The 21786-nt window shown below is 73.3% G+C and carries 19 protein-coding genes; 8 read left to right on the top strand and 11 right to left on the bottom strand.

Annotation, left to right across the window (positions count from 1 at the left end):
* Positions 1-16: 16 nt before the first annotated feature.
* From QUG92_RS00655 to QUG92_RS00640, 4 genes are all read right to left on the bottom strand, one after another.
* Positions 17-229 carry an antitoxin gene (locus tag QUG92_RS00655; protein WP_182045652.1) on the bottom strand — a complete coding sequence of 71 codons (213 nt, stop codon included), beginning with the start codon at positions 227-229 and terminating at the stop codon, positions 17-19.
* Between the two features lie 110 nt (positions 230-339).
* A complete protein-coding gene (locus QUG92_RS00650) occupies positions 340-1635 on the bottom strand; it encodes a chloride channel protein (RefSeq protein WP_289457205.1) in 1296 nt (431 codons plus the stop codon).
* Between the two features lie 120 nt (positions 1636-1755).
* Positions 1756-3885 (bottom strand): alpha-galactosidase, encoded by a 2130-nt coding sequence (locus QUG92_RS00645; RefSeq protein WP_289457203.1) that lies wholly within the window; start codon positions 3883-3885, stop codon positions 1756-1758.
* 95 nt (positions 3886-3980) lie between these two features.
* Complete coding sequence (locus tag QUG92_RS00640) at positions 3981-4964, bottom strand: magnesium and cobalt transport protein CorA (protein WP_289457202.1); 984 nt, start codon at positions 4962-4964, stop codon at positions 3981-3983.
* A gap of 126 nt (positions 4965-5090) precedes the next feature.
* Here QUG92_RS00640 and QUG92_RS00635 point away from each other — a divergent pair, with 126 nt between their 5' ends.
* Positions 5091-5894 (top strand): TspO-related membrane protein, encoded by an 804-nt coding sequence (locus tag QUG92_RS00635; protein ID WP_289457200.1) that lies wholly within the window; start codon positions 5091-5093, stop codon positions 5892-5894.
* A 110-nt stretch (positions 5895-6004) separates the two neighbouring features.
* Here QUG92_RS00635 and ald read toward each other — a convergent pair whose 3' ends face one another.
* From ald to QUG92_RS00620, 3 genes are all read right to left on the bottom strand, one after another.
* On the bottom strand, positions 6005-7105 hold the full coding sequence (gene ald / locus QUG92_RS00630; protein WP_289457199.1) for an alanine dehydrogenase: 1101 nt from the start codon (positions 7103-7105) through the stop codon (positions 6005-6007).
* A gap of 154 nt (positions 7106-7259) precedes the next feature.
* The gene (locus tag QUG92_RS00625; protein WP_182045647.1) at positions 7260-8288 is read right to left on the bottom strand and encodes a helix-turn-helix transcriptional regulator; all 1029 of its coding nucleotides are present in this window, start codon (positions 8286-8288) and stop codon (positions 7260-7262) included.
* 48 nt (positions 8289-8336) lie between these two features.
* Complete coding sequence (locus tag QUG92_RS00620) at positions 8337-9299, bottom strand: sugar-binding transcriptional regulator (RefSeq protein ID WP_069713399.1); 963 nt, start codon at positions 9297-9299, stop codon at positions 8337-8339.
* Between the two features lie 187 nt (positions 9300-9486).
* Here QUG92_RS00620 and QUG92_RS00615 point away from each other — a divergent pair, with 187 nt between their 5' ends.
* The gene (locus QUG92_RS00615) at positions 9487-11229 is read left to right on the top strand and encodes a glycerol-3-phosphate dehydrogenase/oxidase (RefSeq protein WP_182045646.1); all 1743 of its coding nucleotides are present in this window, start codon (positions 9487-9489) and stop codon (positions 11227-11229) included.
* Between the two features lie 69 nt (positions 11230-11298).
* On the opposite strand, the gene QUG92_RS00610 is transcribed toward QUG92_RS00615, so the two are convergent.
* From QUG92_RS00610 to QUG92_RS00600, 3 genes are all read right to left on the bottom strand, one after another.
* A complete protein-coding gene (locus QUG92_RS00610; protein WP_289457196.1) occupies positions 11299-11955 on the bottom strand; it encodes a histidine phosphatase family protein in 657 nt (218 codons plus the stop codon).
* 76 nt (positions 11956-12031) lie between these two features.
* A complete protein-coding gene (locus QUG92_RS00605) occupies positions 12032-12997 on the bottom strand; it encodes a sugar-binding transcriptional regulator (protein ID WP_182045644.1) in 966 nt (321 codons plus the stop codon).
* Positions 12998-13049: 52 nt separating this feature from the next.
* Complete coding sequence (locus tag QUG92_RS00600) at positions 13050-13859, bottom strand: GolD/DthD family dehydrogenase (RefSeq protein WP_289457195.1); 810 nt, start codon at positions 13857-13859, stop codon at positions 13050-13052.
* A 110-nt stretch (positions 13860-13969) separates the two neighbouring features.
* On the opposite strand from QUG92_RS00600, the gene QUG92_RS00595 reads away from it, so the two are divergent.
* The 6 genes from QUG92_RS00595 to QUG92_RS00570 all read left to right on the top strand — a co-directional run bounded on the left by QUG92_RS00595 (position 13970) and on the right by QUG92_RS00570 (position 20598).
* Entirely contained in the window at positions 13970-15328 is a 1359-nt protein-coding gene (locus QUG92_RS00595) for an RbtT/DalT/CsbX family MFS transporter (RefSeq protein ID WP_289457194.1), read from the top strand.
* An 89-nt stretch (positions 15329-15417) separates the two neighbouring features.
* Complete coding sequence (locus QUG92_RS00590; RefSeq protein ID WP_289457193.1) at positions 15418-17160, top strand: dihydroxyacetone kinase family protein; 1743 nt, start codon at positions 15418-15420, stop codon at positions 17158-17160.
* Positions 17157-17630: a ribose-5-phosphate isomerase gene (locus QUG92_RS00585; RefSeq protein WP_182045641.1), complete on the top strand. Its 474-nt coding sequence runs from the start codon at positions 17157-17159 to the stop codon at positions 17628-17630. The genes QUG92_RS00590 and QUG92_RS00585 overlap by 4 nt, the downstream gene beginning before the upstream one ends.
* Before the next feature lie 91 nt (positions 17631-17721).
* A complete protein-coding gene (locus QUG92_RS00580) occupies positions 17722-18792 on the top strand; it encodes a LolA family protein (RefSeq protein ID WP_289457192.1) in 1071 nt (356 codons plus the stop codon).
* The gene (locus QUG92_RS00575; protein WP_182045639.1) at positions 18789-19769 is read left to right on the top strand and encodes an ABC transporter ATP-binding protein; all 981 of its coding nucleotides are present in this window, start codon (positions 18789-18791) and stop codon (positions 19767-19769) included. The genes QUG92_RS00580 and QUG92_RS00575 overlap by 4 nt, the downstream gene beginning before the upstream one ends.
* Positions 19756-20598, top strand: coding sequence for an ABC transporter permease (locus QUG92_RS00570; protein WP_289457189.1), 843 nt, complete (start codon positions 19756-19758; stop codon positions 20596-20598). The genes QUG92_RS00575 and QUG92_RS00570 overlap by 14 nt, the downstream gene beginning before the upstream one ends.
* 73 nt (positions 20599-20671) lie before the next feature.
* On the opposite strand, the gene QUG92_RS00565 is transcribed toward QUG92_RS00570, so the two are convergent.
* A complete protein-coding gene (locus QUG92_RS00565; protein ID WP_182045637.1) occupies positions 20672-21733 on the bottom strand; it encodes an NADP-dependent oxidoreductase in 1062 nt (353 codons plus the stop codon).
* Positions 21734-21786 lie beyond the last annotated feature (53 nt).

The raw sequence follows: 21786 nt of genomic DNA, 5'->3' as shown, positions 1-21786 counted from the left end.
AGCGGAAGCGCCGGTGCTACTCGTTGCCGATGCGCTTGTCGGCCTGCTCGCGGGCGCCGTCGATCTTGTCGTCGTACTTGCCGCCGGTGGCCTTCTTGACCGCGTCGGCCACGCCACCGAGGATCTTGTCGCTGACGTCCTCGGCCTTCTCGCTCTTCAGGGCGTCCTGGACCTTGCCGTCCTTCAGGAACTCCTGCGCCTTCTTCGTGATGTCGTCGAACCCTGCCACGGGATGCTCCTCAGCTCGTGCGGGGCCCGCTGCCCCGACCTGCGGTCGATGCTAGGCGCGGTCCACGCCCGTGTCCGGACCGGGCGTCGGGACACGGGAGTCGGCCGCGCCTAGGCCATCTGCGCGCTGCGCCGGCGGGCGAGCAGGTACCCGACGGCCACCGAACCGGTGATCGCGAGGAGCGACGGGACGAGGATGTCCGTGCCCTCCTGGGTGAACTCGACGACGAGCACGAGCGCGGTGAACGGCGCCCGCATCGTCGTCGCGAGGAACGCCGCGGCGCCGACGAACGCGAAGGCCGCCAGGTTCGATCCGTCGGCGGGCCAGAGCAGCACCCACAGCCCGCCGAGCGCGGCGCCGGCGGCGGACCCGATGGCGATGGACGGGGTCAGCGTGCCACCGACGGCACCGGCGCCGATGGTCGCCGAGGTCGTGATGGTGCGGATCACGGCGAGGAGCAGCAGGAACACGATCGGCGACAGCCCGGCGAACTCGGGCGCCTCGGTGGTCGCGTTCATCGCCACGAGCCCGAGTGCCCGGCCGTTCCCGAGGATCTCCGGGAACGGCACCGCGATGAGGCCGACCATCGCGAACACCACGGGCAGCACGACGAGCAGGTGCCACCCCTTCGGCGCCATCCCCTGCAGCCGGTTCGTGAGCTTGACGAAGCCGACGCCCGCGAAGCCGAGCAGCGGTCCGACGACGAGCGCCCAGACGAGCAGCGACGGCGACATGTGCATCGCCGGCACGTGGTACAGCACCTCGTCCGGGATCACGAGCCGTGCCGTGAAGGCCGCGATCGCGCTCGTCGCGAACGCCGGCAGCGCGGTCGCGAAGGTCAGCTCGCCGAGCAGGACCTCCACGGCGAACAGCGCGCCGCCGAGCGGGACGTCGTAGACGGCCGCCAGACCGGCTGCCGCGCCGCAGGCGACGAGGATGCGGGTCTCGCGCGCGGTCAGACCGGCGCGCGCCGTGACGAGCTGCGACAGCCAGGCACCGATCTCGCGGGGCGCGACCTCCTTGCCGATGGAGGCGCCGAGCCCGACCGCCAGGATCTGCACGGCGGCGTTGGCGACCGTGGCGAGCGCGGGCATCCGCTTGCCCCCGACGGCGGCGGTCACCGACACGACGGGCTTCGCCCAGCGCCGGATCGCCCACCACGCGACCCCGGTGAGCACGCCGGCCGCGGTGAGCGCGAGGAAGCGGTTCAGCCCCGAGGGCGCATCCGCCGCCTCGCGGTGCCCGCCGAACGGGTACCCGAACGCGACGAACTGGATCGCCTGCAGTGCGAGCCACACCGAGATGCCCGCGGCACCGCCGGCGATGCCCACGAGGGCGGTGATCACGGCGAGCTTGAGGGCCCAGACCGGCGTGGTCGTGCGTGTCGCGTTCCCGGTCTGCGGCATGTCCGGAAGCCTAGCGGCCCGTCGGGGCCGCCCCCGGCCCGGCAGGTGACCGGTGGCCGGACGGGAGGCCCGTGGCGGTGTCGCAACGCGCCTCCCGTCCGGCAGCGGGTCACGTCACGGTCAGACGGCCGTCACGCGGAACGGCACCACGCGGTCGGCCGGCACGAGGGGCGGCTGCAGGCCGACCTGCTCGAGCACGCGGCCGGTGAAGACGCGGTCACCGGACCACCACGCGGGCGCCCGCACGTCGTCGCCCGCACCGACGATCACCGGGTCGACGCGGTACCGCGTGTCGGGGTCGAGGTCGCGGAAGACCACGCGGCCGACACCGGACACGTCCGAGCGACCGGTGCTGGCGACGAAGAACGCCGCCTGGCGGCGGTCCTCGGCGACCACGCCGTACACGAGCCGCGTCGGGTCGACCTCGTCCACCCGGACGAGCAGACCGCCGTGCAGGAGCGCACGCCACTCCTTGTGCAGCGTGATCCACGACGCGAGCGTGCGTTCCTCGTCCGCGGTGGCCCGGGCGAGGTCCCACTCGATGCCGAGGTGCCCGATCAGGGCGGTGCCCGCACGGAAGGAGACGTCGTGGGAGCGCCCGGTGGTGTGGTTCACGCCGCTGGCGACGTGCGCCCCGAGGAGCTCCGGGGGCAGGAGCTGCTGCGTCCAGCGGTGCATCTGCTGGCGCTCGGAGGGGTCGATGTCGTCGGACACCCACACGCGGTCGGTGTGCTCGATCACGGCGAGGTCGACCCGGGCCCCACCGGACGAGCACGACTCGATCTCGAGCGACGGGAAGCGCTCCTTGAGCGTCGCCATCAGCCGGTACGTCGCGAGGGTCTGCTCGTGCACGGCGGCCCCACCGCCCGGGTGCCCCGCCTCGACGAGGTCGCGGTTGTGGTCCCACTTGACGTAGTCGATGCCGTACTCGCCGATGATCGCCGTCATCCGTTCGAGCACGTACGCGGAGGCCTCGGGGATCGCGAGGTTGAGCACCTGCTGGTCTCGGGAGCGGACGGGCAGCCGACCGTCGGCCTGCATGATCCACTCCGGGTGCGCCCGGGCGAGGTCGCTGTCCTCGTTGACCATCTCCGGCTCGAACCACAGGCCGAACTCCATGCCGAGTGCGCGGACCCGGTCGACGATCGGGCCGAGGCCGTCGGGCCAGACGTCCTCGTCGACGTACCAGTCGCCGAGCCCGGCGTGGTCGTCGCGCCGACCGCGGAACCAGCCGTCGTCGAGCACGTACCGCTCGACCCCGAGCCGGGCAGCGCGCTCGGCGAGGTCGGTCAGCCGCGCGAGGTCGTGGTCGAAGTAGACGGCCTCCCACACGTTGATGGTGACCGGACGCGGGGTCGACGGGTGCTGGGACCGACTGCGCAGCCAGCGGTGGAAGCGCCGGGCCTGGTCGTCGAGGCCGTCACCGTACGCGGCGTAGACCCACGGTCCCTCGTACGACTCGCCCGTCGCGAGCCGGACCTCCCCCGGCAGCAGGAGCTCGCCGCCCCCGGCGACCTGGCGACCGGTGGCGAGCCGCTCGGCGAAGTGCCGGTGGTTGCCGCTCCACGCGGTGTGCACGCCCCAGACCTCGCCGCGGGCGAAGCCGAAGCCGGGCTCCCCGACGCTGAGGACGGTCGCGGCGTCGGCACCCGTCCGACCCTTGCGGCTGTCGCGTTCGTGCGCGCCGACGACGAGGGCGCGACGCTGCGGGGTGCGCTCCTTGCCCCAGTGACCGGCGAAGTCGAGGACCTCGCGGGCGCGGGAGGGCACGGGCAGGGCGACGGTCAGGTCGTCCACCGTGTACACGCCGTCGGCGGCGTTCGTGACCGCCGCGCGGGCACGGACCAGCCCCGACCCGAGCAGCTCGACCGTCACCCGGACGGTCAGTCCCGCGACCGTGTCCTCGGCGTCGGCGACCACGCGGTTCCCGTCGACGTCGAGGGCGGTGACGGTGAAGGCGGGCGACCAGTCGCGACCGTCGCGGTGGCCGGAGAGCCCGGGACGACCCGTCCACCCCCGGTGGGGTTCCGGCAGCAGGGCGAGGCGGACGGGGACGTCGGCCTCGTTGTTCGCCACGACGGCGACGTCGGCGTCCGCGAGCGCGACGAGCTCGTCGTCGGAGAGGGACCCGAGTGCGGCGCCCCAGTGCACGACGGCGGGGAGCGCGTTCGCGCGGCAGTCGAGGACGAGGGAGACACCCCCGGCGGTGAGGTGGACGAGGTCGTGCGAGATCGGCGTGGTGGTCGGCATCGGTGCTCCGGTCGGCGTCGTTGACGGTGTCGAGCCTTCCGGTCCGTGCGCGCTGCCGCAACCCGACGGGCGTGGGAGCGGTCAGCGCACGGGGATCAGAACCAGCGCTTGACCTTGAACACCACGAACAGGACCACCGCGAACAGCACCATCGCGAGGATGGACAGGGGGTAGCCCCAGGTCCACGACAGCTCGGGCATGTGCGTGAAGTTCATGCCGTAGATCGCCGCGATGAGCGTCGGCGCGAACAGGATCGCGGCCCAGCCGGAGATGCGCTTCGTGTCGTCGTTCTGCTTCTGCGCCGCGAGCGTCGAGTCGACCGTCAGGGCGTTCTGCAGGAGCTGCCGGAAGGTGTCGAGCCGCTCGACCGTGCGGATGACGTGGTCGAGCACGTCGCGGAACCGACGTTGGAGCTCCACGGGCAGGTGGTACTTCTCGGCACCCCGGTGCAGGTTCTCGATGATGCCGATGAGGGGCCGCGCCGCGCGCTGGAAGTCGACGACCTCGCCGAACAGCTCGTAGATGCGCCGCGACACCCCGGTGACACCGGCGAACAGCTGGTCCTCGATCTGGTTGATGTCCTCCTCGAGCCCGTCGATGACCGGCGCGTAGCCGTCGACGATCGAGTCCATGAGCGCCCAGAGCTGCGCCTGCGGTCCGGCGGTCACTAGGCCGGGCTTGCCGCTCATGCGCTGCAGGGCCCGCGGGACGGCCTCGCGGCCGCGCGGGTCGGCTGCGACGACCGCGAGGAAGAAGTCCTGCCCGACGAAGGCGTGCACCTCACCGAACTCCACCTCCTCCGCACCGTCGTGGTAGACCGCCGGCTTGAGGACGGTGAAGAGCGTCGAGCCGTACCGCTCGAGCTTCGGCCGCTGGTGTCCCTCGGCGGCGTCCTCGACCGCGAGCTCGTGCAGGCCGAGGGCCACCGCGACGTCGCCGAGCTCCTGGGCGTCCGGCTCGTGCAGCACGATGCACGCGCTGGCGCCCTGCTCGCCGACCAGCCGGAAGGTGTCGTCGAGCGAGGGGCACGCCATCGGCGCGATCCGGTCGACGTAGACGGTGTTGAGCGCGACGGTCACGAGGCCACCGTACGCACCCGTGCGACGCTCCGCTGCCGTCCCCCGCGCTCCTGGACGCCGGCTGCGCGCGCGGCCGGTCGACGTCGTACGGTCGATTTCATCAGCATGCTGACGAACGGAGTGGACATGAGGAAGATCTGGAAGCGCATCGCGGTCGCCGTGAGCGCGGTCGTGGCGGTCGTCGGGGCGTTCGTCGGCTCGGGTGCCGCGGGCGGGACCCCGATCCAGGACGCGGCGGGCGGGGCACTCTCGGCGTCGTCGACGGCCATCGCGCCGGACGGTCCCGCGTTCTCGATCTGGAGCGTCGTCTACGTCGGGCTCATCGCCTACGCGGTGCGCCAGTGCTTCCGGACCGCCGACGACGAGCGGCACGAGCGGCTGTTCGCCCCCGTGGTGCTCTCGCTGCTCCTGAACGCCGCCTGGATCCTGTCGGTGCAGTTCGGGTTCCTGTGGGCGAGCGAGCCGATCATCGTCGCGCTGCTCGCCGTGCTCGCCTGGGCGTTCGTGGTGCTCCGTCGCACCCGTCCGTCGGGCACCGTCGAAGCGGTCGTCACGGACGGCACGTTCGGGCTCTACCTCGGGTGGGTGTGCGTCGCGACGGCGGCGAACACCGCTGCGGTGCTCACGGCCGCGGGCTTCCGGGGCCTCGGGCTCGGGCAGGACGCGTGGGGCGTGCTCGTCGCCGCGGTGGCCGGGCTCGTCGGCGTCGCACTCGCAGTGTGGGGTGGCGGACGCCTGGCCCCGACCGCGGCGCTCGGGTGGGGGCTCGCCTGGGTCGCGGTCGCGCGGCTCGACGGCCCGCTCGTGTCGGTGCCGACTGCGGTGACATCGGTCGTGGCGGTCGCCGTCGTGGTGGTCGTGACGCTCGTGGTCCGCACCCGCACCGGCTGGGCTCGTGCTCGCGCGGGCTCCCCGGCGCGCACGGCGTAGCGGCGTTGCCCGAGGCTCGGCCCGGCGGACACTTTCGCGTCAGGATCTTCGCGAAAGTGTCCGTCCAGCCGAGGCTCGGCCAGGCGCGTAGCGGCGTGCGCGCCGGCGCGTCAGCGGCCCGCCGCCGCCAGGCCGTGGGCAGCGGCGACGGCCTCGTTCACCACGCGACCGGCGTGCACGTTGACGCCCTTCGCGAGCGCCGGGTCGGCGGCGGTCGCCTGCTCCCAGCCCTGGTCGGCGATCGCGAGCGCGTACGGCAGCGTCGCGTTCGTCAACGAGATCGTGCTCGTGCGCGGCACCGCGCCGGGCATGTTCGCCACGCAGTAGTAGACGGCGTCGTGCACGCGGAACGTCGGGTCGTCGTGCGTGGTCGGCCGCGACCCCTCGAAGCAGCCGCCCTGGTCGATCGCGATGTCGACCAGCACCGCCCCCTGGCGCATGTCGGCGACCATGGCGTCGGTGACGAGCTTCGGCGCCGAGGCCCCCGGGATGAGCACCGACCCGATCACCAGGTCCGCGTCGCGCAGGGCGTCCGCGATCGCGTGCGACGAGGACCGCAGCGTCGTGATGCGTCCGTCGAACCGGGCGTCGAGCGCTCGGAGGCGGGGCAGGCTGATGTCGAACACCGTGACCTCGGCACCGAGGCCGAGCGCCATCGTCGCCGCGTGCTCGCCCGCGACGCCGCCGCCGATCACGACGACCCGGCCGCGCGGGGTGCCGGGCACGCCGCCGAGCAGCAGGCCGCGACCGCCGTTCGTCCGCATGAGCTGGTGGGCCCCGACCTGCACGGACAGGCGCCCGGCGATCTCCGACATCGGCGAGAGCAGCGGCAGCGACCGGTCGGGCAGCTGCACGGTCTCGTACGCGATCGCGGTCGCGCCGGAGGCCACGAGCGCGTCGGTCAGGGAGCGGTCGGCCGCGAGGTGCAGGTAGGTGAAGAGCACCTGGCCGGGACGGATCGCGTCGTACTCGGACGCCACCGGCTCCTTGACCTTGAGCACGAGGTCGGCGCGCTCCCACACCTCGGCGGCGGTGCCGACGACGGTCGCGCCCGCGGCCCGGTACTCGTCGTCGGCGAAGGACGAGCCGTCCCCCGCTCCGGCCTGGACGAGCACCTCGTGCCCGTGCAGCGTGAGCTCACCCACACCGGCCGGGGTGGCCGCGACGCGGTACTCGTTGTTCTTGACTTCGGTGGGGACGCCGATGAGCATCACGGACTCCTTCGTGGGCGGTGCAGGTCCCTTCCACGATGCGCTCGGGTTCGTGTCGAGCACGTTGCGGCCGAACATCTGCGCAGACCGGCGGCGTTCGGTGCGATGACGTTCGGCACCGGCTCGTCGGTCGCCGGCTCGGCCGAACCGGGTGTCAGCGCGTCCGGAGCGATTCGCTCGGCAGTTCGCCGAACCGCGCGCGGTACGTCGCCGAGAACCGACCGAGGTGCCCGAACCCCCACGACCGAGCGATGTCCGCGACGCTCGTCTCGTCGCGGTCGCCGCGCAGCAGGTCGCCGCGAGCACCGTCGAGCCGGACGCTCCGCAGCAGGTCACCCGGGGTCTGGTCGAGGTGCCGACGGAGCGACTGCTGCAGCCCGCGGGCGCTCAACCCGGCGGCGGCGGCGATCTCCGGGGTGCCGATGGCGTCACGCGCGTGGGCGTGCACGTACTCGAGCGCGCGGCGGAGCCGGTCGTGCTCCGGGCCGTTGCCGTGGACGGACGACTGCCAGCGGTCGCGCCGCGGGAACGCCTCGACCGCGGCGGCGACGAAGGCGTCCGTGATGGTCCGCTGCACGGTCGGTGTCATCCGGTGCTCGACGTCGAGCCACGTCGACGCGTGGGCACGGACGGCGGCCTGCCACGTCCGGATGCCCTCGGCCGTCGGTCGCCGCATCGCCTCGAACGCGAACTCCGGGTCACCGACGGTCGCTCGCACGTGGTCGCGGTCGAGGTGCACGAGGTTCAGGCCGATGTCGCGGTGGTGCAGCTCGTACGCCTCGGCGAAGGGCAGCACCACGGGGACACCCGGCTCGAGGTCGATCGACCGGCCGCCGTGGGTGATCGTGCTCGAGCCCGACCGCAGCCACGCGACGAGGAACTGGTCGTCGACCATGCTCTCCGTCCGGAGGTCGACCAGGAAGCGGGACGATCGCAGCGACATGCGCTCGTCACCGACGCCGGCGAAGTCCCAGTGCGGGCGCTGCCGGGTCCGTCGGACCCGCGGCGTCCGGAAGTCGTAGTCGCCCGTGAAGAAGGCCAGGGCTTCGTCCACGTCGCTGCCGACGAGCCGTCGGAAGTAGCGCGCATCGTCGTGCGACGACCCGTTCGACGGCGCCGACGACGGGGCCGCCGGGCGCGTGGTGTCGGGAGCCGGCTGACCGGTATCGCGAGGAAGCACCATGCACCAGAACGTACGGGCGACCACCGACAAAGTACGTCAGGCCCTGACTCAGGGCTGCAGGATCGCCTGCCCCACGCTCTCGTCGAGGATGAGGTCGGTGATCAGCCCCGCGGCGAGCGCGCCCTTCAGTGAGGCCGCCTTGGACCGCCCGGCCACCACGCACACCCGCCGGGGCGACCGCTTGATCGTGTCGAGGTCCGGCGCCCCCGCGCGGGCGTTCACCCCGATGTCCTTCCACGACCCGTCGGCCCGGTAGAACACCGTCGACACGTCGCCGACGACGCCCGCCTCGGTGAGCTCGTCGCGGTCCGCCGGGTCGAGGTAGCCGCCGGAGTAGACGTGCGAGGGCACCGGGGCCTGCGGCGCGCCGACGCCGAACACCACGAGGTCCATCCGCTCGTGCAGGTCGAGCACCCGGCGGATGGAGCGCTCGCGGAACAGCATCTCCTTCGTCGCCGGGTCGTCGAAGAACGCCGGCACCGGGAACTGCTGCACGAAGGCGCCGTAGGCCTCACCGAACCGACGGAGGATCTCGGACGCGTAGACGATGCCCGTGGTCCGGGTGTTCGCGGCCCCGTTGATCTGCACGACCGTCGACCCGTGGGTGGTCTTCGGCACGAGGTACCGGCTGACGGCGCTCACGGTCGAGCCCCACGAGATGCCGATCACCATGTTCGACTCGACGTACTGCGTGAGGATCCGTGCGGCGCTCAGGGCGACGCGCTCGAGCCGGTCGACGTCGCTCGTGTGGTCCGGCACCGGTACGACGTGCGCGTGCACGCCGAAGCGCGCGCGGATGTTCCGGCTCAGCGCGGCGGCCTGGTCCAGCGGCGAGCGGATCTGGATGTCCACGAGCCCGGTGTCCCTGGCGTACTTCAGCAGGCGCGACACCGAGGAGCGCGACGTCCCGAGCTCGTCGGCGATGGCGTCCATCGTCAGGTCCTGCAGGTAGTACAGGTGCGCGGCGCGCAGCGCCTGCTGGGTCCGCATCGGCTGCGCCGCGTCGCTCATGGGAACCGAGCATGCACGGACGTGCACGGCCTCTGCAACCCCGGTCGCGCCTCCCGGTCGCGCCTGCCCGCCCCGCTGCTGACGCCGACAGGTGTGCTGCACGTTCGTGCACGTGAGTTGCCCGGCCTCTCACGGAGGCGCACGATCGAAGTCGTCCCACGGAACCGACCCAAGGAAGCGACGCACCATGTCGAAGAAGACGCAGCCCCGGAACACCGTTTCCGCGCTCACCGAGCGCCCGACCGCACAGGTCCTCGTCGTCGGTGGCGGCATCAACGGCATCGCCACCTTCCGCGACCTCGCCCTGCAGGGTGTCGACGTCGTGCTCGTCGAGCGCGGCGACTACGCCGGCGGTGCGTCCGCCGCGTCGAGCCACATGATCCACGGTGGCATCCGCTACCTCGAGAACGGCGAGTTCCGCCTGGTGCGCGAGAGCGTGCAGGAGCGCAACGGCCTCATCCGCATCGCCCCGCACTACGTCAAGCCGCTGCAGACGACGATGCCGATCTTCTCGACGTTCTCCGGCATCATGAACGCCCCGCTGCGCATGCTCACGCACAAGCAGCGCTCCACGAAGGAGCGCGGCGCGATGCTCATCAAGATCGGCATGACGATCTACGACTCCTTCTCCCGCGACGGCGGCTCGGTGCCGAAGCACGTGTTCCGCACGAAGAAGGCCGCGCTCGAGGACATGCCGGCCCTGAACAAGGACCTCAAGTACACCGGCACCTACTACGACGCGTCGGTGCACGAGCCGGAGCGCCTGGCCCTCGACGTGCTCAAGGACGGCCTGGCCGCCGCGCAGGGCACCGGCAGCGCCGCGACCGCCCGCGCCGTCAACTACGTCGAGGCAGCCGGTACCCGCGACGGCGGCGTCGTGCTGCGCGACCGCGAGACCGGCGAGGAGTTCGTCTTCTCGGCCGAGGTCGTCGTGAACGCGTCCGGGCCCTGGACCGACCTGACGAACCAGGCGTTCGGCGGCGAGACCAAGTACATGGGCGGCACGAAGGGCTCCCACATCGTCGTGCAGAACGACGAGCTGCTCGAGGCGACCAAGGGCCGCGAGCTGTTCTTCGAGAACAACGACGGGCGCATCGTCCTCATCTACCCGCTCAAGGGCCGCGTGCTCATCGGGACGACGGACATCGACGCCGACCCGTCGAAGCCCGTCACCACGACCGAGGAGGAGATCGACTACTTCTTCGGCCTGGTCAAGCACGTCTTCCCGCAGATCGAGGTCACCCGCGACCACATCGTCTACAGCTACTCGGGCATCCGGCCGCTCCCCCGTCACGAGGACACCGCCCCCGGCTTCGTCTCCCGGGACTACCGGATCGTCGACACCCCGATCGCTGGCCTGCCGTCGACCACCGTGCTGTCGCTCGTCGGCGGCAAGTGGACGACGTTCCGTGCCCTCGCGGCGCACCTGTCGAGTGACGTCACGACGAAGCTCGGCGTGGCCCGGAAGGTCGACACGACCGGCATGCCGATCGGCGGCGGCAAGGACTTCCCGACCACGGACGCCCAGCGTGCCCTGTGGATCAAGTCGCACCGCGACGGCCTCGACGAGCAGCTCGTCGACGGTCTGCTCGAGCGCTACGGCACCCGTGCCGCCGAGGTCGTGGACGTCCTGACCGACGGCCCGGTCGAGGCGCTCGAGTCGGACCCGTCGCTCACCCGCGCCGAGGTCGCCTACTTCGCCGAGCACGAGCAGGCGGTCCACCTGGTGGACGTGGTGCTGCGACGCACGAACCTCGCGTTCGTCGGTGGCGTGACGATCGACCTGCTCGACGAGCTCGCTGACGTCATGGCCGGGTCGCTCGGCTGGACCACCGAGGAGCGCGCGGACGAGGTCCAGCGCACTCTCGACGTGCTGCGCGAGTCGCACGGTGTGGTCGTCCCGCTGCACACGGCGGCGCAGCCCGCGTAGTCCCCACGCAACCGGACGGGAGGCGCGGTGCCGGCTGGCACCGCGCCTCCCGTCCGTCACGTGGTCGGGTCAGAAGCGCTCGCCGGTCGGGTCCTGCGCCGTCCGGTCGATCAGCTCGTCGCCGCCGACCGGCTCGCCCTCCCAGTCGACCAGGCGCCAGCCGTCCTCGAAGGAGCCCTCGACCTCGACGATGCCGGTGTTCTCCAGGTGGCGCTGCGTCCCGAACTCGTCCGGGGTGTTCTGCGCGACGGCGCTCGCCCACGTCCGGATCGCGGCACCGTGGCTGAACGCCGCGGCGACGCCGACCCCGGAGGCGACGACGTGCCGCACCGCCTCGTCGTACCGGGCGAAGAACTCGTCGCCGCTCTCGGCGCCGGGCATCCGGCTGGCACGGTCGCCGGCGGACCACCCGTGCACGGTCGAGATGTACATCTGCACCGACGTCCGGTCGTGCTTGCCCTGCAGGTCGCCGGCCTCGATCTCCCGGAGCCCGGGCAGCACCTCCGGCTCGAGCCCGAGTGCGGCGGCGAGGGGTGCGGCGGTGACCTGCGTCCGGACCATCGAGGAGACGAAGAGCCGCTCGATCCCCCGGTCGGCCAGGGCTGCCGGCAGCGCGTCGGCCTGCCGCTGCCCGAGCTCGGTCAGCCCGGGGCCGGGCACCTCGGCGTCGAGGACGCCGTTCACGTTGGCGGGGGTCTGGCCGTGGCGGATGAGCAGCAGTCGCATGCGCCCACCCTACGGACGCCCGGTGACCTCGCTCCTGAGGGCGGTGGTCGTGACCCGGTGACGGACGGGGACTCCGTCACCCCAGGGTGTCGAGCAGGGCGCGCGCGGTCGCCGCGTCGGTGACGAGCTCGTTCACCATGCCGGCGCGCACGGCACCGACGATGCTCGTCACCTTGGCCGCGCCGACCGCGACGCCCACGGCGTGCGGGACCCCGGCCAGGACCTCCCGCGAGGTCCGGACCATCCGCTCGCTGCCGGGGAACTCGACCGGCGACCCGTCGGGCGCGAAGAAGTTGAGGCACACGTCACCGGCGGCCTCGTGCAGCACGGCGTCGTCCACGGGCAGCCCGGTGGCGAACGCCTCGCGGGTGAGGACGGGGGCGCCGATGCCGAGGAACGCGCCCTTCGCGCGGCCCCACAGCCCGACGACGTGCTGGAACGCCGGGTCCTCGTCGAGGGTCGCCCGCATCGCCGCGGACGGCAGCGCCTGCGCGAACAGGAACGCCGGGATCGCCCCGGAACGCTGCGCTGCCGCCCGGGTGATCTCGTTCGTCTGGAACCAGGGCGTCGGGTCCGCCTGGCCCCCGACGGTCGGTACGAGCTGCACGCCCGTGAGCGGCGGCATGCCCGCGTGCGCGACGTCGGAGACCGTCCGGCCGGAGGACATCAGGACCGCGTCCCCGGGCACGAGCCCCATCCCCTCGACCGCGGTCGCGATCGGGCCGGCCAGGTCCGCGCCGAGGGTCGCCTGGTGGGTGACCGCCGCCAGGTGCACGGCGCGGAGTCCGAGCACGACCTGCAGGCGCTCGGCGAGGGCCACCGTCTCGTCCTGGAAGGGGTCGACGACCTCGATCCGGACGAGCCCGGCGCGCCGCGCCTCGGACACGAGTCGGCTGACGGTCGGCCGGGACACCCCGAGCCGCTCGGCGATCTCGCCCTGCGTGGCGTCCTCGAGGTAGTACATCCGCGCCGCCTGGTAGACGGTGTCGAGCGGGAAGCGGCCCCTGGCCCCCTCCGTCGCGGTCGTGCTCTCGGAGGACATGCGGCGGGACCCTTCACCTCGGTCGGACACCGCCGATCGTAGTCGGCAGGGCTCAGCGGATCGTGTACCCGCCGTCGACCCGGAGGTCGGCGCCGTTCACCATCGCGGCGGCGTCGCTCGCCAGGAACAGGACTGCCGCCGCGACCTCGGCCGGGGTCGCGAAGCGTCCGGTCGGGATCTCGTCCTGGTGCCGCACCCCGGCCTCGTTCGCCCACGCCGCGCGCCCCAGGTCGGTGAGCACGACGGTCGGCGACACCGTGTTGACGGTCACCCCGCGACCGCCCCACTCGAGCGCCAGCACGCGGGTGAGCCCGAGCACGCCGGCCTTCGACGCGCAGTACGCCGCGTGCCGGTCGAGCCCGACGTGGGCGGCCTGCGAGGCGATGTTCACGATCCGGCCCCGACCCGCCGCCAGCATGTGCCGACCGACGGCCTGCGCGAGCCGGAAGGTCCCGGTCAGGTTCACGTCGAGCGTCCGTGCCCAGGCGTCGGCCCCCAGGTCCTCGGCGGCGTCCAGCGCCACGATGCCGGCGCAGTTGACGAGCACGTCGACGGTGCCGGTCTCGTCGACCACCGCGGTGACCGTCCGTCCGACCGAGCCGTCGTCGGTGACGTCGCACGCGAGGCCGAGGTGTGGTGCCCCGTCCCCGGTCGGCGGGAGGTCGGCGGCCGCGGACGAGGCGGCGTCGGCGCGGACGTCGACGATCGCGACCCGGGCACCGCGTCCGGCGGCGGCCCGGGCGATCGCGCTGCCGATGCCGGACGCCCCGCCCGTCACCAGGACGGTGCGACCGGTGAGGTCGTTCGTGAGGTCGACGTCGGCGGGACCCGGACGGAGGGCTGAGGCGTGGTCTGCAGTCATGACGGGAACGGTAGCAGTACGTGACATTGTGCATTGATGTACTCTCGTTGTACGGTCGGGAAGTCCTCGTCGTCCCGAGGACGTCCAGCTGACCGACGGAGGACCAGCCCGTGTCGACGACGACCCGCACCAGACCGACCACGACAAGCACCGCCGGGGCGACCGCCACCGGACGCACGTCCACCGCCCGAGCGACCGAGGGCCGACTGGACCGGATGGGCATCCCCCGCCCGCTCGCCCTCGGCTTCGTCGCCGTCCTGCTCTTCATGACGGGGGTCGGGGTCGAGTCGAACTTCGTCGTGCCGCACGTGGTCGCGGTCCTCGGGAGCCCGGAGACCACCGTCGCGGCGATCGTCACCTGCTCCAGCCTCGCCGCCCTCGTCGGGTCGTACCTCTCGGGCGCCCTGTCCGACCTGGTCGGGCCGCGACGGGTGATGGTCGTCGGCTTCGTCGCCTGGGTCGTGCCGGAGGTGCTGTTCCTCGTGGCGCTCGGCACCGGCAGCGTGCCGTTCGCCGCGGTGGCGTACACGGTCCGCGGCCTCGGCTACCCCCTGTTCGCCTTCGCGTTCCTGGTCTGGGTGGGCATCACGACGCCGCCGCAGCGGAACGGCGCGGCGGTCGGCTGGTTCTACGTCGCCTTCACCGGCGGCCTGCCGACGCTCGGCTCGCTCTTCGCGATCGGGGCCATCCCGGCGCTCGGCGGCGGCACGGTCGGCGAGACCGGGGCGATGGCGGCCTCCGTCGTCCTGGTCACTGCCGGGTTCCTCGTCGTGCTGTTCGGCGTCCGCCTGCCGAACGGCTCCGCGCGCCTCGCCCCCGCGGACGAGAGCACCTGGCGCGTGCTGACGAGCGGCATCCGACTCCTCGCGACACGACCCCGGATCCTGATGGGGTTCGCCGTCCGGCTGATCGACACCGCACCCGAGTTCGGCATGTTCGTCGTCCTGCCCGCCGTGATCGCCGACGAGCGCGGGTGGGGCCAGCAGCGGTGGCTGCTCATGACCGTCTGCGTCTACGCCACGAACATCCTCGTGAACGCGCTGTTCGGCTGGGTCGGCGACCGGATCGGCTGGCAGCGCACCGTCCGGTGGTTCGGCGTCGTCGGGTCCGCCGCGGGCCTGCTCGCCTGGTGGTACGTCCCGCAGCTCGTGCCGGCCGGGTCGGACTGGGGCTACGTGCTCTCGGTCGTGGCGGGGTGCGTCTTCGGCTGCATGCTCGCCGGCTTCGTGCCGATGGGCGCGATCATGCCGGCGCTCGCCCCCGGGCACGAGGGCGCGGCCATGGCGGTGTACACGACGGCCGCGGGTGGCGCGGCGTTCGTCGGCAGCGCGGTCGTGGCGGTCGTGCTCGCCCTGGGCGGCGGTGGCGAGGCGGTGACGTGGACGTTCGTCGGTCTCTACGCCTGCGCCTTCGCGATGGTCCACTTCCTCGTCGTGCCGCAGGACGGAGGGCACCGCGCCGCCCACTGACCGCCGACCACCACCGCGCCACCGCGCCACCGCGCCACCGCGTCACCGACCCCGACCACCCAGCCCCGACCACGGAGGACCCCAGCACCATGACCACCATCCACGACGCTCCCGAGGAGTTCGCCGAGGACCAGCTCGCCGGCTGGACCGCGCTGTACGCCGACCGCGTCCGCCCCGTCCACGGCGGCGTCGTCGCCCTGCCCACCGCCGGCGCCGAACCGCAGGTGGCCGTCGTCGTCGGCGGCGGCTCTGGCCACTACCCGGCCTTCTGCGGGCTCGTCGGCCCGGGCCTGGCGACCGGCGCCGTCGTCGGCAACGTCTTCACCTCACCGTCCGCCGCACAGGTCTGGTCCGTCGCCCGGGCCGCCGACCAGGGACGCGGCGTCGTCCTGGCCTTCGGCAACTACGCCGGCGACCGGATGAACTTCGGGCTCGCGGCCGAGCGGCTCCGCGCCGAGGGCATCGACACCCGGATCGTCACCGTGACCGACGACGTCGCCTCGGCTGCGGACCCCGCCGACCGACGCGGGATCGCGGGGACCCTCGCCGTGTTCAAGGCCATGGGCGCCGCCGCCGCTGCAGGGGCACCGATCGACGAGGTCGAGCGGACCGGCCGACGCTGCAACGCCGCGACCCGGACGATCGGCGTCGCGGCCTCCGGCTGCACCCTGCCCGGCGCGGACCGGCCGCTGTTCCGCGTGCCGGACGGGCACCTCGGGCTCGGTCTCGGGATCCACGGCGAGCCGGGCATCCGCGACGTCCCGCTGCTCTCCGCGACCGCGCTCGCGGCCCTGCTCGTCGACCGGCTCCTCGACGAGCGTCCGGCCGGCGCCGGCACGCGGGTCGCGCCGGTGCTCAACGGCCTCGGCGACACGACGCAGGAGGAGCTCTTCCTCCTGTGGGGCCGGGTGCTCCCCCTGCTCGTTGCCGCCGGCCTCGAGGTCGTCGAGCCCGAGGTCGGCAACGTCGTCACGAGCCTGGACATGGGCGGGTGCTCCCTCACCCTGCAGTGGCTCGACGACGACCTCGAGCGCCGGTGGCGGGCGGACGCCTACGCACCGGGCTACCGCAAGGTGGCGGCGCCGGTCGCCGCGCTCGTGCCGGCCACGGCGGTGGCCGAGGCCGCTGCGGAGGCGACCGTCGCGCCGGAGGCGAGCGCCGCCTCCCGGACGGCCGCCGGAGCCGCACGCGCCGCGGTCACGGCGATGGACGAGCTGCTGCGCGACGCCGAGGAGACGCTCGGTCGCATCGACGCGGTCGCCGGCGACGGCGACCACGGTCGCGGCATGGTGAAGGGGGTGGGTGCGGCCCGACGGGCGGTCGAGCAGACCGGCCGGGAGGCAGGGGTCGCCTTCGTCCTCGGCCGCGCCGGTGAGGCGTGGGCCGCCTCCGCCGGCGGCACGTCCGGGGTGCTCTGGGGTGCCGCGCTCGAGGCGTTCGGTCGGTCGCTCGGCGACGCTGCGGACCGCCTCACGGCGGCCGACGTCGTCGACGCGGCGCAGGCGTTCGCCGACGCGATCGTGCACCTCGGCGGTGCGCAGCGCGGCGACAAGACGCTGCTCGACGCGCTCCTGCCGTTCGTGGACGCGCTGCGTGCCGCCGTGGGGTCGGGCGCGCGACTGGACGAGGCGTGGCGGACGGCCGCCGCGGTCGCCGTCGAGCAGGCGGCCGCCACCGCCGGGCTCACGCCGCGTGTGGGCCGGGCACGGCCCCTCGCCGAGAAGAGCGTCGGCACCCCGGACGCGGGTGCGACGTCGATGGGGATGGTGCTCGCGTGCGTCGGCGAGGTGCTCGCCGCGCGCGTGGACGATCGGGAAGGGGTGACGGCATGACGTTCCGTCTGGTGATCGGGTCGGACGACGCGGGGTTCGACCACAAGGAGGTCCTCCGACGCGACCTCGAGGCCGACGACCGCGTGGCGAGCGTGGTCGACGTGGGCGTGGACGCCGACGGGCACACGGCGTACCCGCACGTCGCCGTCGAGGCCGCGCGCATGGTGGCCGACGGCCGGGCCGACCGGGCGCTCCTGGTCTGCGGGACGGGTCTCGGCGTGGCCATCGCCGCGAACAAGGTGCCCGGCATCCGTGCGGTGACGGCGCACGACCCGTTCTCGGTCGAGCGGTCCGTGCTGTCGAACGACGCGCAGGTGCTCTGCCTCGGCCAGCGCGTGGTCGGCGTCGAGCTGGCGCGGCGACTCGTGCGCGAGTGGCTCGGGTACACGTTCGACCCCGCCTCGCCGAGCGCCGAGAAGGTCCGGGCGATCTGCGCCTACGAGGGAGGGGTGCCCGAGGAGCTGCCCTGACGGTCGATCCCCAGCCGGTCGATCCCCAGCCGGTTGTCGGCTGCCGGACGTACGGTTCCCTCGTCCCGAAGCTCCTCCCGGAGGGAACCCGATGAAGAAGTCAGCCTGGCTGCCCGCAGTCATCGCACCGGTCGTCGTGGCCGGTGCCGTCGCCGCGCCGGTGATCGCGAACGCCGCCGCCGACCCGATCGCGGGGAAGGACCCCAGCGCGGCAGCCGTCCTGGCGAGCGTGGCCTCGTCGCGGGACGCGCAGTACTCCGGTCAGCTGGCGCAGACGAGCGACCTCGGGCTCCCCGAACTCCCGTCGGGCAGCGGTGGTTCGTCGCTCGAGGGCGACGCCTCGGACGTGCTCGACCTGCTGACCGCGTCGCACACCGCCCGCGTCTACGTGGACGGTGTCGACCGGCAGCGGTTCCAGCTCACCCAGCAGCTGGCCGAGCAGGACGTCGTGCGGAACGGCTCCGACGTCTGGACGTGGGACTCGAAGGAGCGCAAGGCCGTGCACGTCACGCTGCCCGCGGGTTCCGACGTGCCGCAGGCCGGCACCACGACGCCCGCCGACGCAGCGGAGCGCGCGATCGCCGCGATCACGCCGAGCACCCGGGTGTCCGACCCGACGGCGGTCCGCGTGGCCGGGCACGCCGCGTGGCAGGTCACGCTGACCCCGCGGTCGTCGGACACGCTCGTCGGCACCGTCCGGCTCGCGGTCGACCAGCAGACCGGACTGCCGCTGCGCGTGACCGTGACGGCCGCAGGACAGCAGGACCCCGCGTTCCAGGTCGGCTTCACGAGCCTCGACTACGGCGCACCCGCGGCCCGGCTGTTCGACTTCACGCCGCCCTCGGGTGCCGAGGTCAGCACGCAGGACCTCTCGGAGCGGGGCGGCCACCACGGTGGCACGGGGCACGACGGCGCGACGCACCGCGGTGCCGAGCCGGCCGTCACCGGCTCCGGGTGGGACACCGTCGTCGAGTTCCCGGCGGGGACGGCAGGTCGCCCGACCGCCGACACCGACGCGACCGCGCTGCTCGACCAGCTGACGAAGTCGGTCGACGGCGGACGTGCCGTGCAGACGTCGCTGGTGTCGGTCTACCTGACCGACGACGGCCGGGTCCTGGCCGGTGCCGTCCCGGTGTCCGCCCTGGTCGCCGCCGCGAAGTGACGGCGGAGGCGGGCCAGGACCGGCACGACGACGACCCGGCGCCGCAGCCGGCGGTCCGCACCGCGTCGCTCGTCAAGGTCTTCCGGAAGCAACGCGCCGTCGACGGCATCGACCTGACGGTCCCCCGCGGTTCGGTCTTCGGGTTCCTCGGACCGAACGGCTCGGGCAAGACCACGACGATCCGGATGCTGCTCGGGCTGTCCTCGGCGACGAGCGGCACGATCGAGCTGCTCGGGCGTCCGATGCCGGCGGCCCTGCACGACGTGCTCCCCCGGGTCGGGGCGCTCGTCGAGGGACCGGCGTTCTACCCGTACCTCTCGGGTCGCGCGAACCTGCAGCGCTTCGACGCGGCCGACCCGACCTCGGACCCGCGCACGCGCCGTGACCGCGTCGCCACGGCGCTGGAGCGCGTCGGCCTCACGCACGCCGCGGACAAGAAGGCGCACGCGTACTCGCTCGGCATGAAGCAGCGCCTGGGGCTGGCGAACGCGCTGCTGGCGCCCCGCGACCTGCTCGTGCTCGACGAGCCCACGAACGGCCTCGACCCGCAGGGCACCCGCGAGGTCCGGAACCTCATCCGGTCCCTCGCCGACGACGGCACCACGGTGTTCGTCTCGAGCCACCTGCTCGCCGAGATCGAGCAGGTCTGCACCCACGCGGCGGTGATGCGCAGCGGGCGGCTCGTGGCACAGGGCTCCCTCGACGAGCTCCGCGCCACGGGCGGCCGCACCGTGACCGTCCGCACGCCGGACGTCGGCGCGGCCGGAGCCGTGCTCGCGCGGCTCGGGCTCGCGCCGCGTCGCGACGCCGGGGTGGACACGCTCGTCGCCGACCTGCCCGCCGACGTGGAGCCCGAGGCGGTGACCGCAGCACTCGTGCGGGCCGACGTGCGGGTGCGGGGCCTGAGCGTCGGCGGCGGCACCCTCGAGGACCTGTTCGTCGCGCTCACCGGAGAGGGGTTCGATGTCGCAGCCTGACGTCGTCCGACGCCCGTCCCGCCCGTTCGCCCTGCTCGGCTCGGAGCTCGCGCTGGTGTTCCGCCGGCGCCGCACCTGGGCGATGCTCGGCGCGCTGGCCCTCGTGCCGGTGCTCATCGCGATCGCGGTGCGGCTGACCACCGACCGGGACTCCGGCGGACCGGCGTTCCTCGGCGACATCACGAACAACGGCCTGTTCGTGGCGTTCACCGCGCTCACGGTGTCCATCCCGCTGTTCCTGCCGCTCGTGGTCGGGGTCGTCGCGGGTGACACGGTCGCGGGCGAGGCCTCGCACGGCACGATCCGCTACCTGCTCGTCGCACCGACCGGACGGGTGCGCTTCATCCTCGTCAAGTACGCCGGAGCGGTCGCCTTCTGCCTGGCGGCGACGCTCCTGGTCGTGCTGGTCGGCGCGGCGATCGGAGCCGTGCTGTTCCCGATCGGACCGGTCACGCTGCTCTCGGGCACGCAGGTCGGCGGGTGGTCGTACGCCGGACGGGCCGTCCTGCTCGCGCTCTACGTGACCCTGTCGATGCTCGGGCTGGCCGCGATCGGCCTGTTCGCGTCGACGCTGACGACCGTGCCCGTCGGGGCGATGGCGGCGACGGTGGTGCTCGCCGGGGTGTCCCAGGTGCTGGACCAGCTCCCCCAGCTCGACTGGCTCCACCCGTTCCTGTTCTCGCACCTGTGGCTCGGCTTCGGCGACCTGCTCCGCGACCCGATCTCCTTCGACTCGTTCGGGTCGAACGCCGTGCTGCAGCTCGGGTACGTCGCGGTGTTCGGCGCCCTGGCGTACGGCCGGTTCGCCACGAAGGACGTCCTGAGCTGACGCGACGGGGCCGTCCCGACGACGGCCCCGGCGTCCCGTGGGACACCGGGGCCGTCCGTCGGCCGGACGCCGGTCAGGCCGACGGGCTCGCCGACCCGCCCGCCATCGTCTCGGTGTCCGACCCGCGTTGCTCGGCGTACCGGTCGCGCAGGTCACGGGCCTTCTCCGAGCGGTACCAGTCGAGGCGCGCTCCGGTCTCGACGGTCTGCATGCCGATGACGACCTTGCCGCGGGAGCGCATCTCGGCGAGGTCCTCGTACGCGTCGACGATGTACTCGAACGGGTAGAACCCCGAGATGAGCACCTGCACGCGACGGTCCTGCACGGCCTTCGCGAGCATGGTCAGCAGGTCGCGGGCCTCCTCGTCCTCGGCGGGTGCGCGGAGGAAGCGGATCTCGACGTCGCGGCGGTCCTCCGAGGAGACGACGCGTTCCGCGGGCACGCCGAGCCGGGCCGCGAGACCGGTCTCACGGTCGCCACCGTGGTTGTCGATGAAGGCCGTGATCGGGCGACCGTCGGCGATCGAGCGGATGCGGTCCTCCTCGCCGTCGCCGTAGGCCACCGGGAGTGTGCCGATCTGCCGCAGGTAGTCGTGGTTCCGCGGGCTGCCGAGAGCGATGACGGTCGCTCCGGCGTCGTGGGCGAGCTGGCACTCGATGTGCCCGACCCCGCCCGCCGCCGCCGTGATGACCACGGTGTCCTCCGGCCCCAGGCGGAGCCCGCGGACGATCGTCGCGGCGGTGGCGCCGGCGAGGTAGAGGCCGCCGGCGACCTCCCACCCGACGTGCTCGGGCTTCTTCACGACCGCGCCGCGCGGGACGCGGATCCAGGTCGCGTGCGCACCGCCCTCGGGCGCGTGGCCCATGACCTCGTCGCCGACCTTGAGGTCGCGCACCTCCTTGCCGCGGGCACGGACGATGCCGGCGAAGTCGACGCCCTGGTGCGCCGGGAACGTCAGGTCGACGTGGTCGCGGAGCTTCCCCTCGCGGAGGAACCGCTCGACGTGGTTGAGACCGGCGGCGACGACCTCGACGACCACGTCGCCGGGGCCGGGTTCGGGACGTTCCTGCGGGACGAGGTCGACGACGTCGAACCCGCCGTACCGGTCGTACTGCACTGCACTACCGACGCGCATGGGTGGCTCCTTCCGTGGGCATGGCTCCGGTGTACTCGTGACCCCGGGGCGGT

Origin of the sequence: Curtobacterium citri (assembly GCF_030362955.1) — a bacterium.
GTDB lineage: Bacteria > Actinomycetota > Actinomycetes > Actinomycetales > Microbacteriaceae > Curtobacterium > Curtobacterium citri.
The sequence above is the reverse complement of the archived record's forward strand: the minus strand, read 5'-3'. Positions and strand labels throughout refer to the sequence as shown.

Bases quoted from the DNA above. Each gene is read 5' to 3' on its own strand.
- QUG92_RS00570 (WP_289457189.1), top strand. From the start codon at position 19,756: ATGTCGCAGCCTGACGTCGTCCGACGCCCGTCCCGCCCGTTCGCCCTG.
- QUG92_RS00610 (WP_289457196.1), bottom strand. From the start codon at position 11,955: ATGCGACTGCTGCTCATCCGCCACGGCCAGACCCCCGCCAACGTGAAC.
- QUG92_RS00600 (WP_289457195.1), bottom strand. From the start codon at position 13,859: ATGACTGCAGACCACGCCTCAGCCCTCCGTCCGGGTCCCGCCGACGTC.
- QUG92_RS00565 (WP_182045637.1), bottom strand. From the start codon at position 21,733: ATGCGCGTCGGTAGTGCAGTGCAGTACGACCGGTACGGCGGGTTCGAC.
- QUG92_RS00605 (WP_182045644.1), bottom strand. From the start codon at position 12,997: ATGTCCTCCGAGAGCACGACCGCGACGGAGGGGGCCAGGGGCCGCTTC.
- QUG92_RS00625 (WP_182045647.1), bottom strand. From the start codon at position 8,288: ATGGTGCTTCCTCGCGATACCGGTCAGCCGGCTCCCGACACCACGCGC.
- QUG92_RS00645 (WP_289457203.1), bottom strand. From the start codon at position 3,885: ATGCCGACCACCACGCCGATCTCGCACGACCTCGTCCACCTCACCGCC.
- QUG92_RS00635 (WP_289457200.1), top strand. From the start codon at position 5,091: ATGAGGAAGATCTGGAAGCGCATCGCGGTCGCCGTGAGCGCGGTCGTG.
- QUG92_RS00615 (WP_182045646.1), top strand. From the start codon at position 9,487: ATGTCGAAGAAGACGCAGCCCCGGAACACCGTTTCCGCGCTCACCGAG.
- QUG92_RS00590 (WP_289457193.1), top strand. From the start codon at position 15,418: ATGACCACCATCCACGACGCTCCCGAGGAGTTCGCCGAGGACCAGCTC.
- ald (WP_289457199.1), bottom strand. From the start codon at position 7,105: ATGCTCATCGGCGTCCCCACCGAAGTCAAGAACAACGAGTACCGCGTC.
- QUG92_RS00585 (WP_182045641.1), top strand. From the start codon at position 17,157: ATGACGTTCCGTCTGGTGATCGGGTCGGACGACGCGGGGTTCGACCAC.
- QUG92_RS00650 (WP_289457205.1), bottom strand. From the start codon at position 1,635: ATGCCGCAGACCGGGAACGCGACACGCACGACCACGCCGGTCTGGGCC.
- QUG92_RS00620 (WP_069713399.1), bottom strand. From the start codon at position 9,299: ATGAGCGACGCGGCGCAGCCGATGCGGACCCAGCAGGCGCTGCGCGCC.
- QUG92_RS00580 (WP_289457192.1), top strand. From the start codon at position 17,722: ATGAAGAAGTCAGCCTGGCTGCCCGCAGTCATCGCACCGGTCGTCGTG.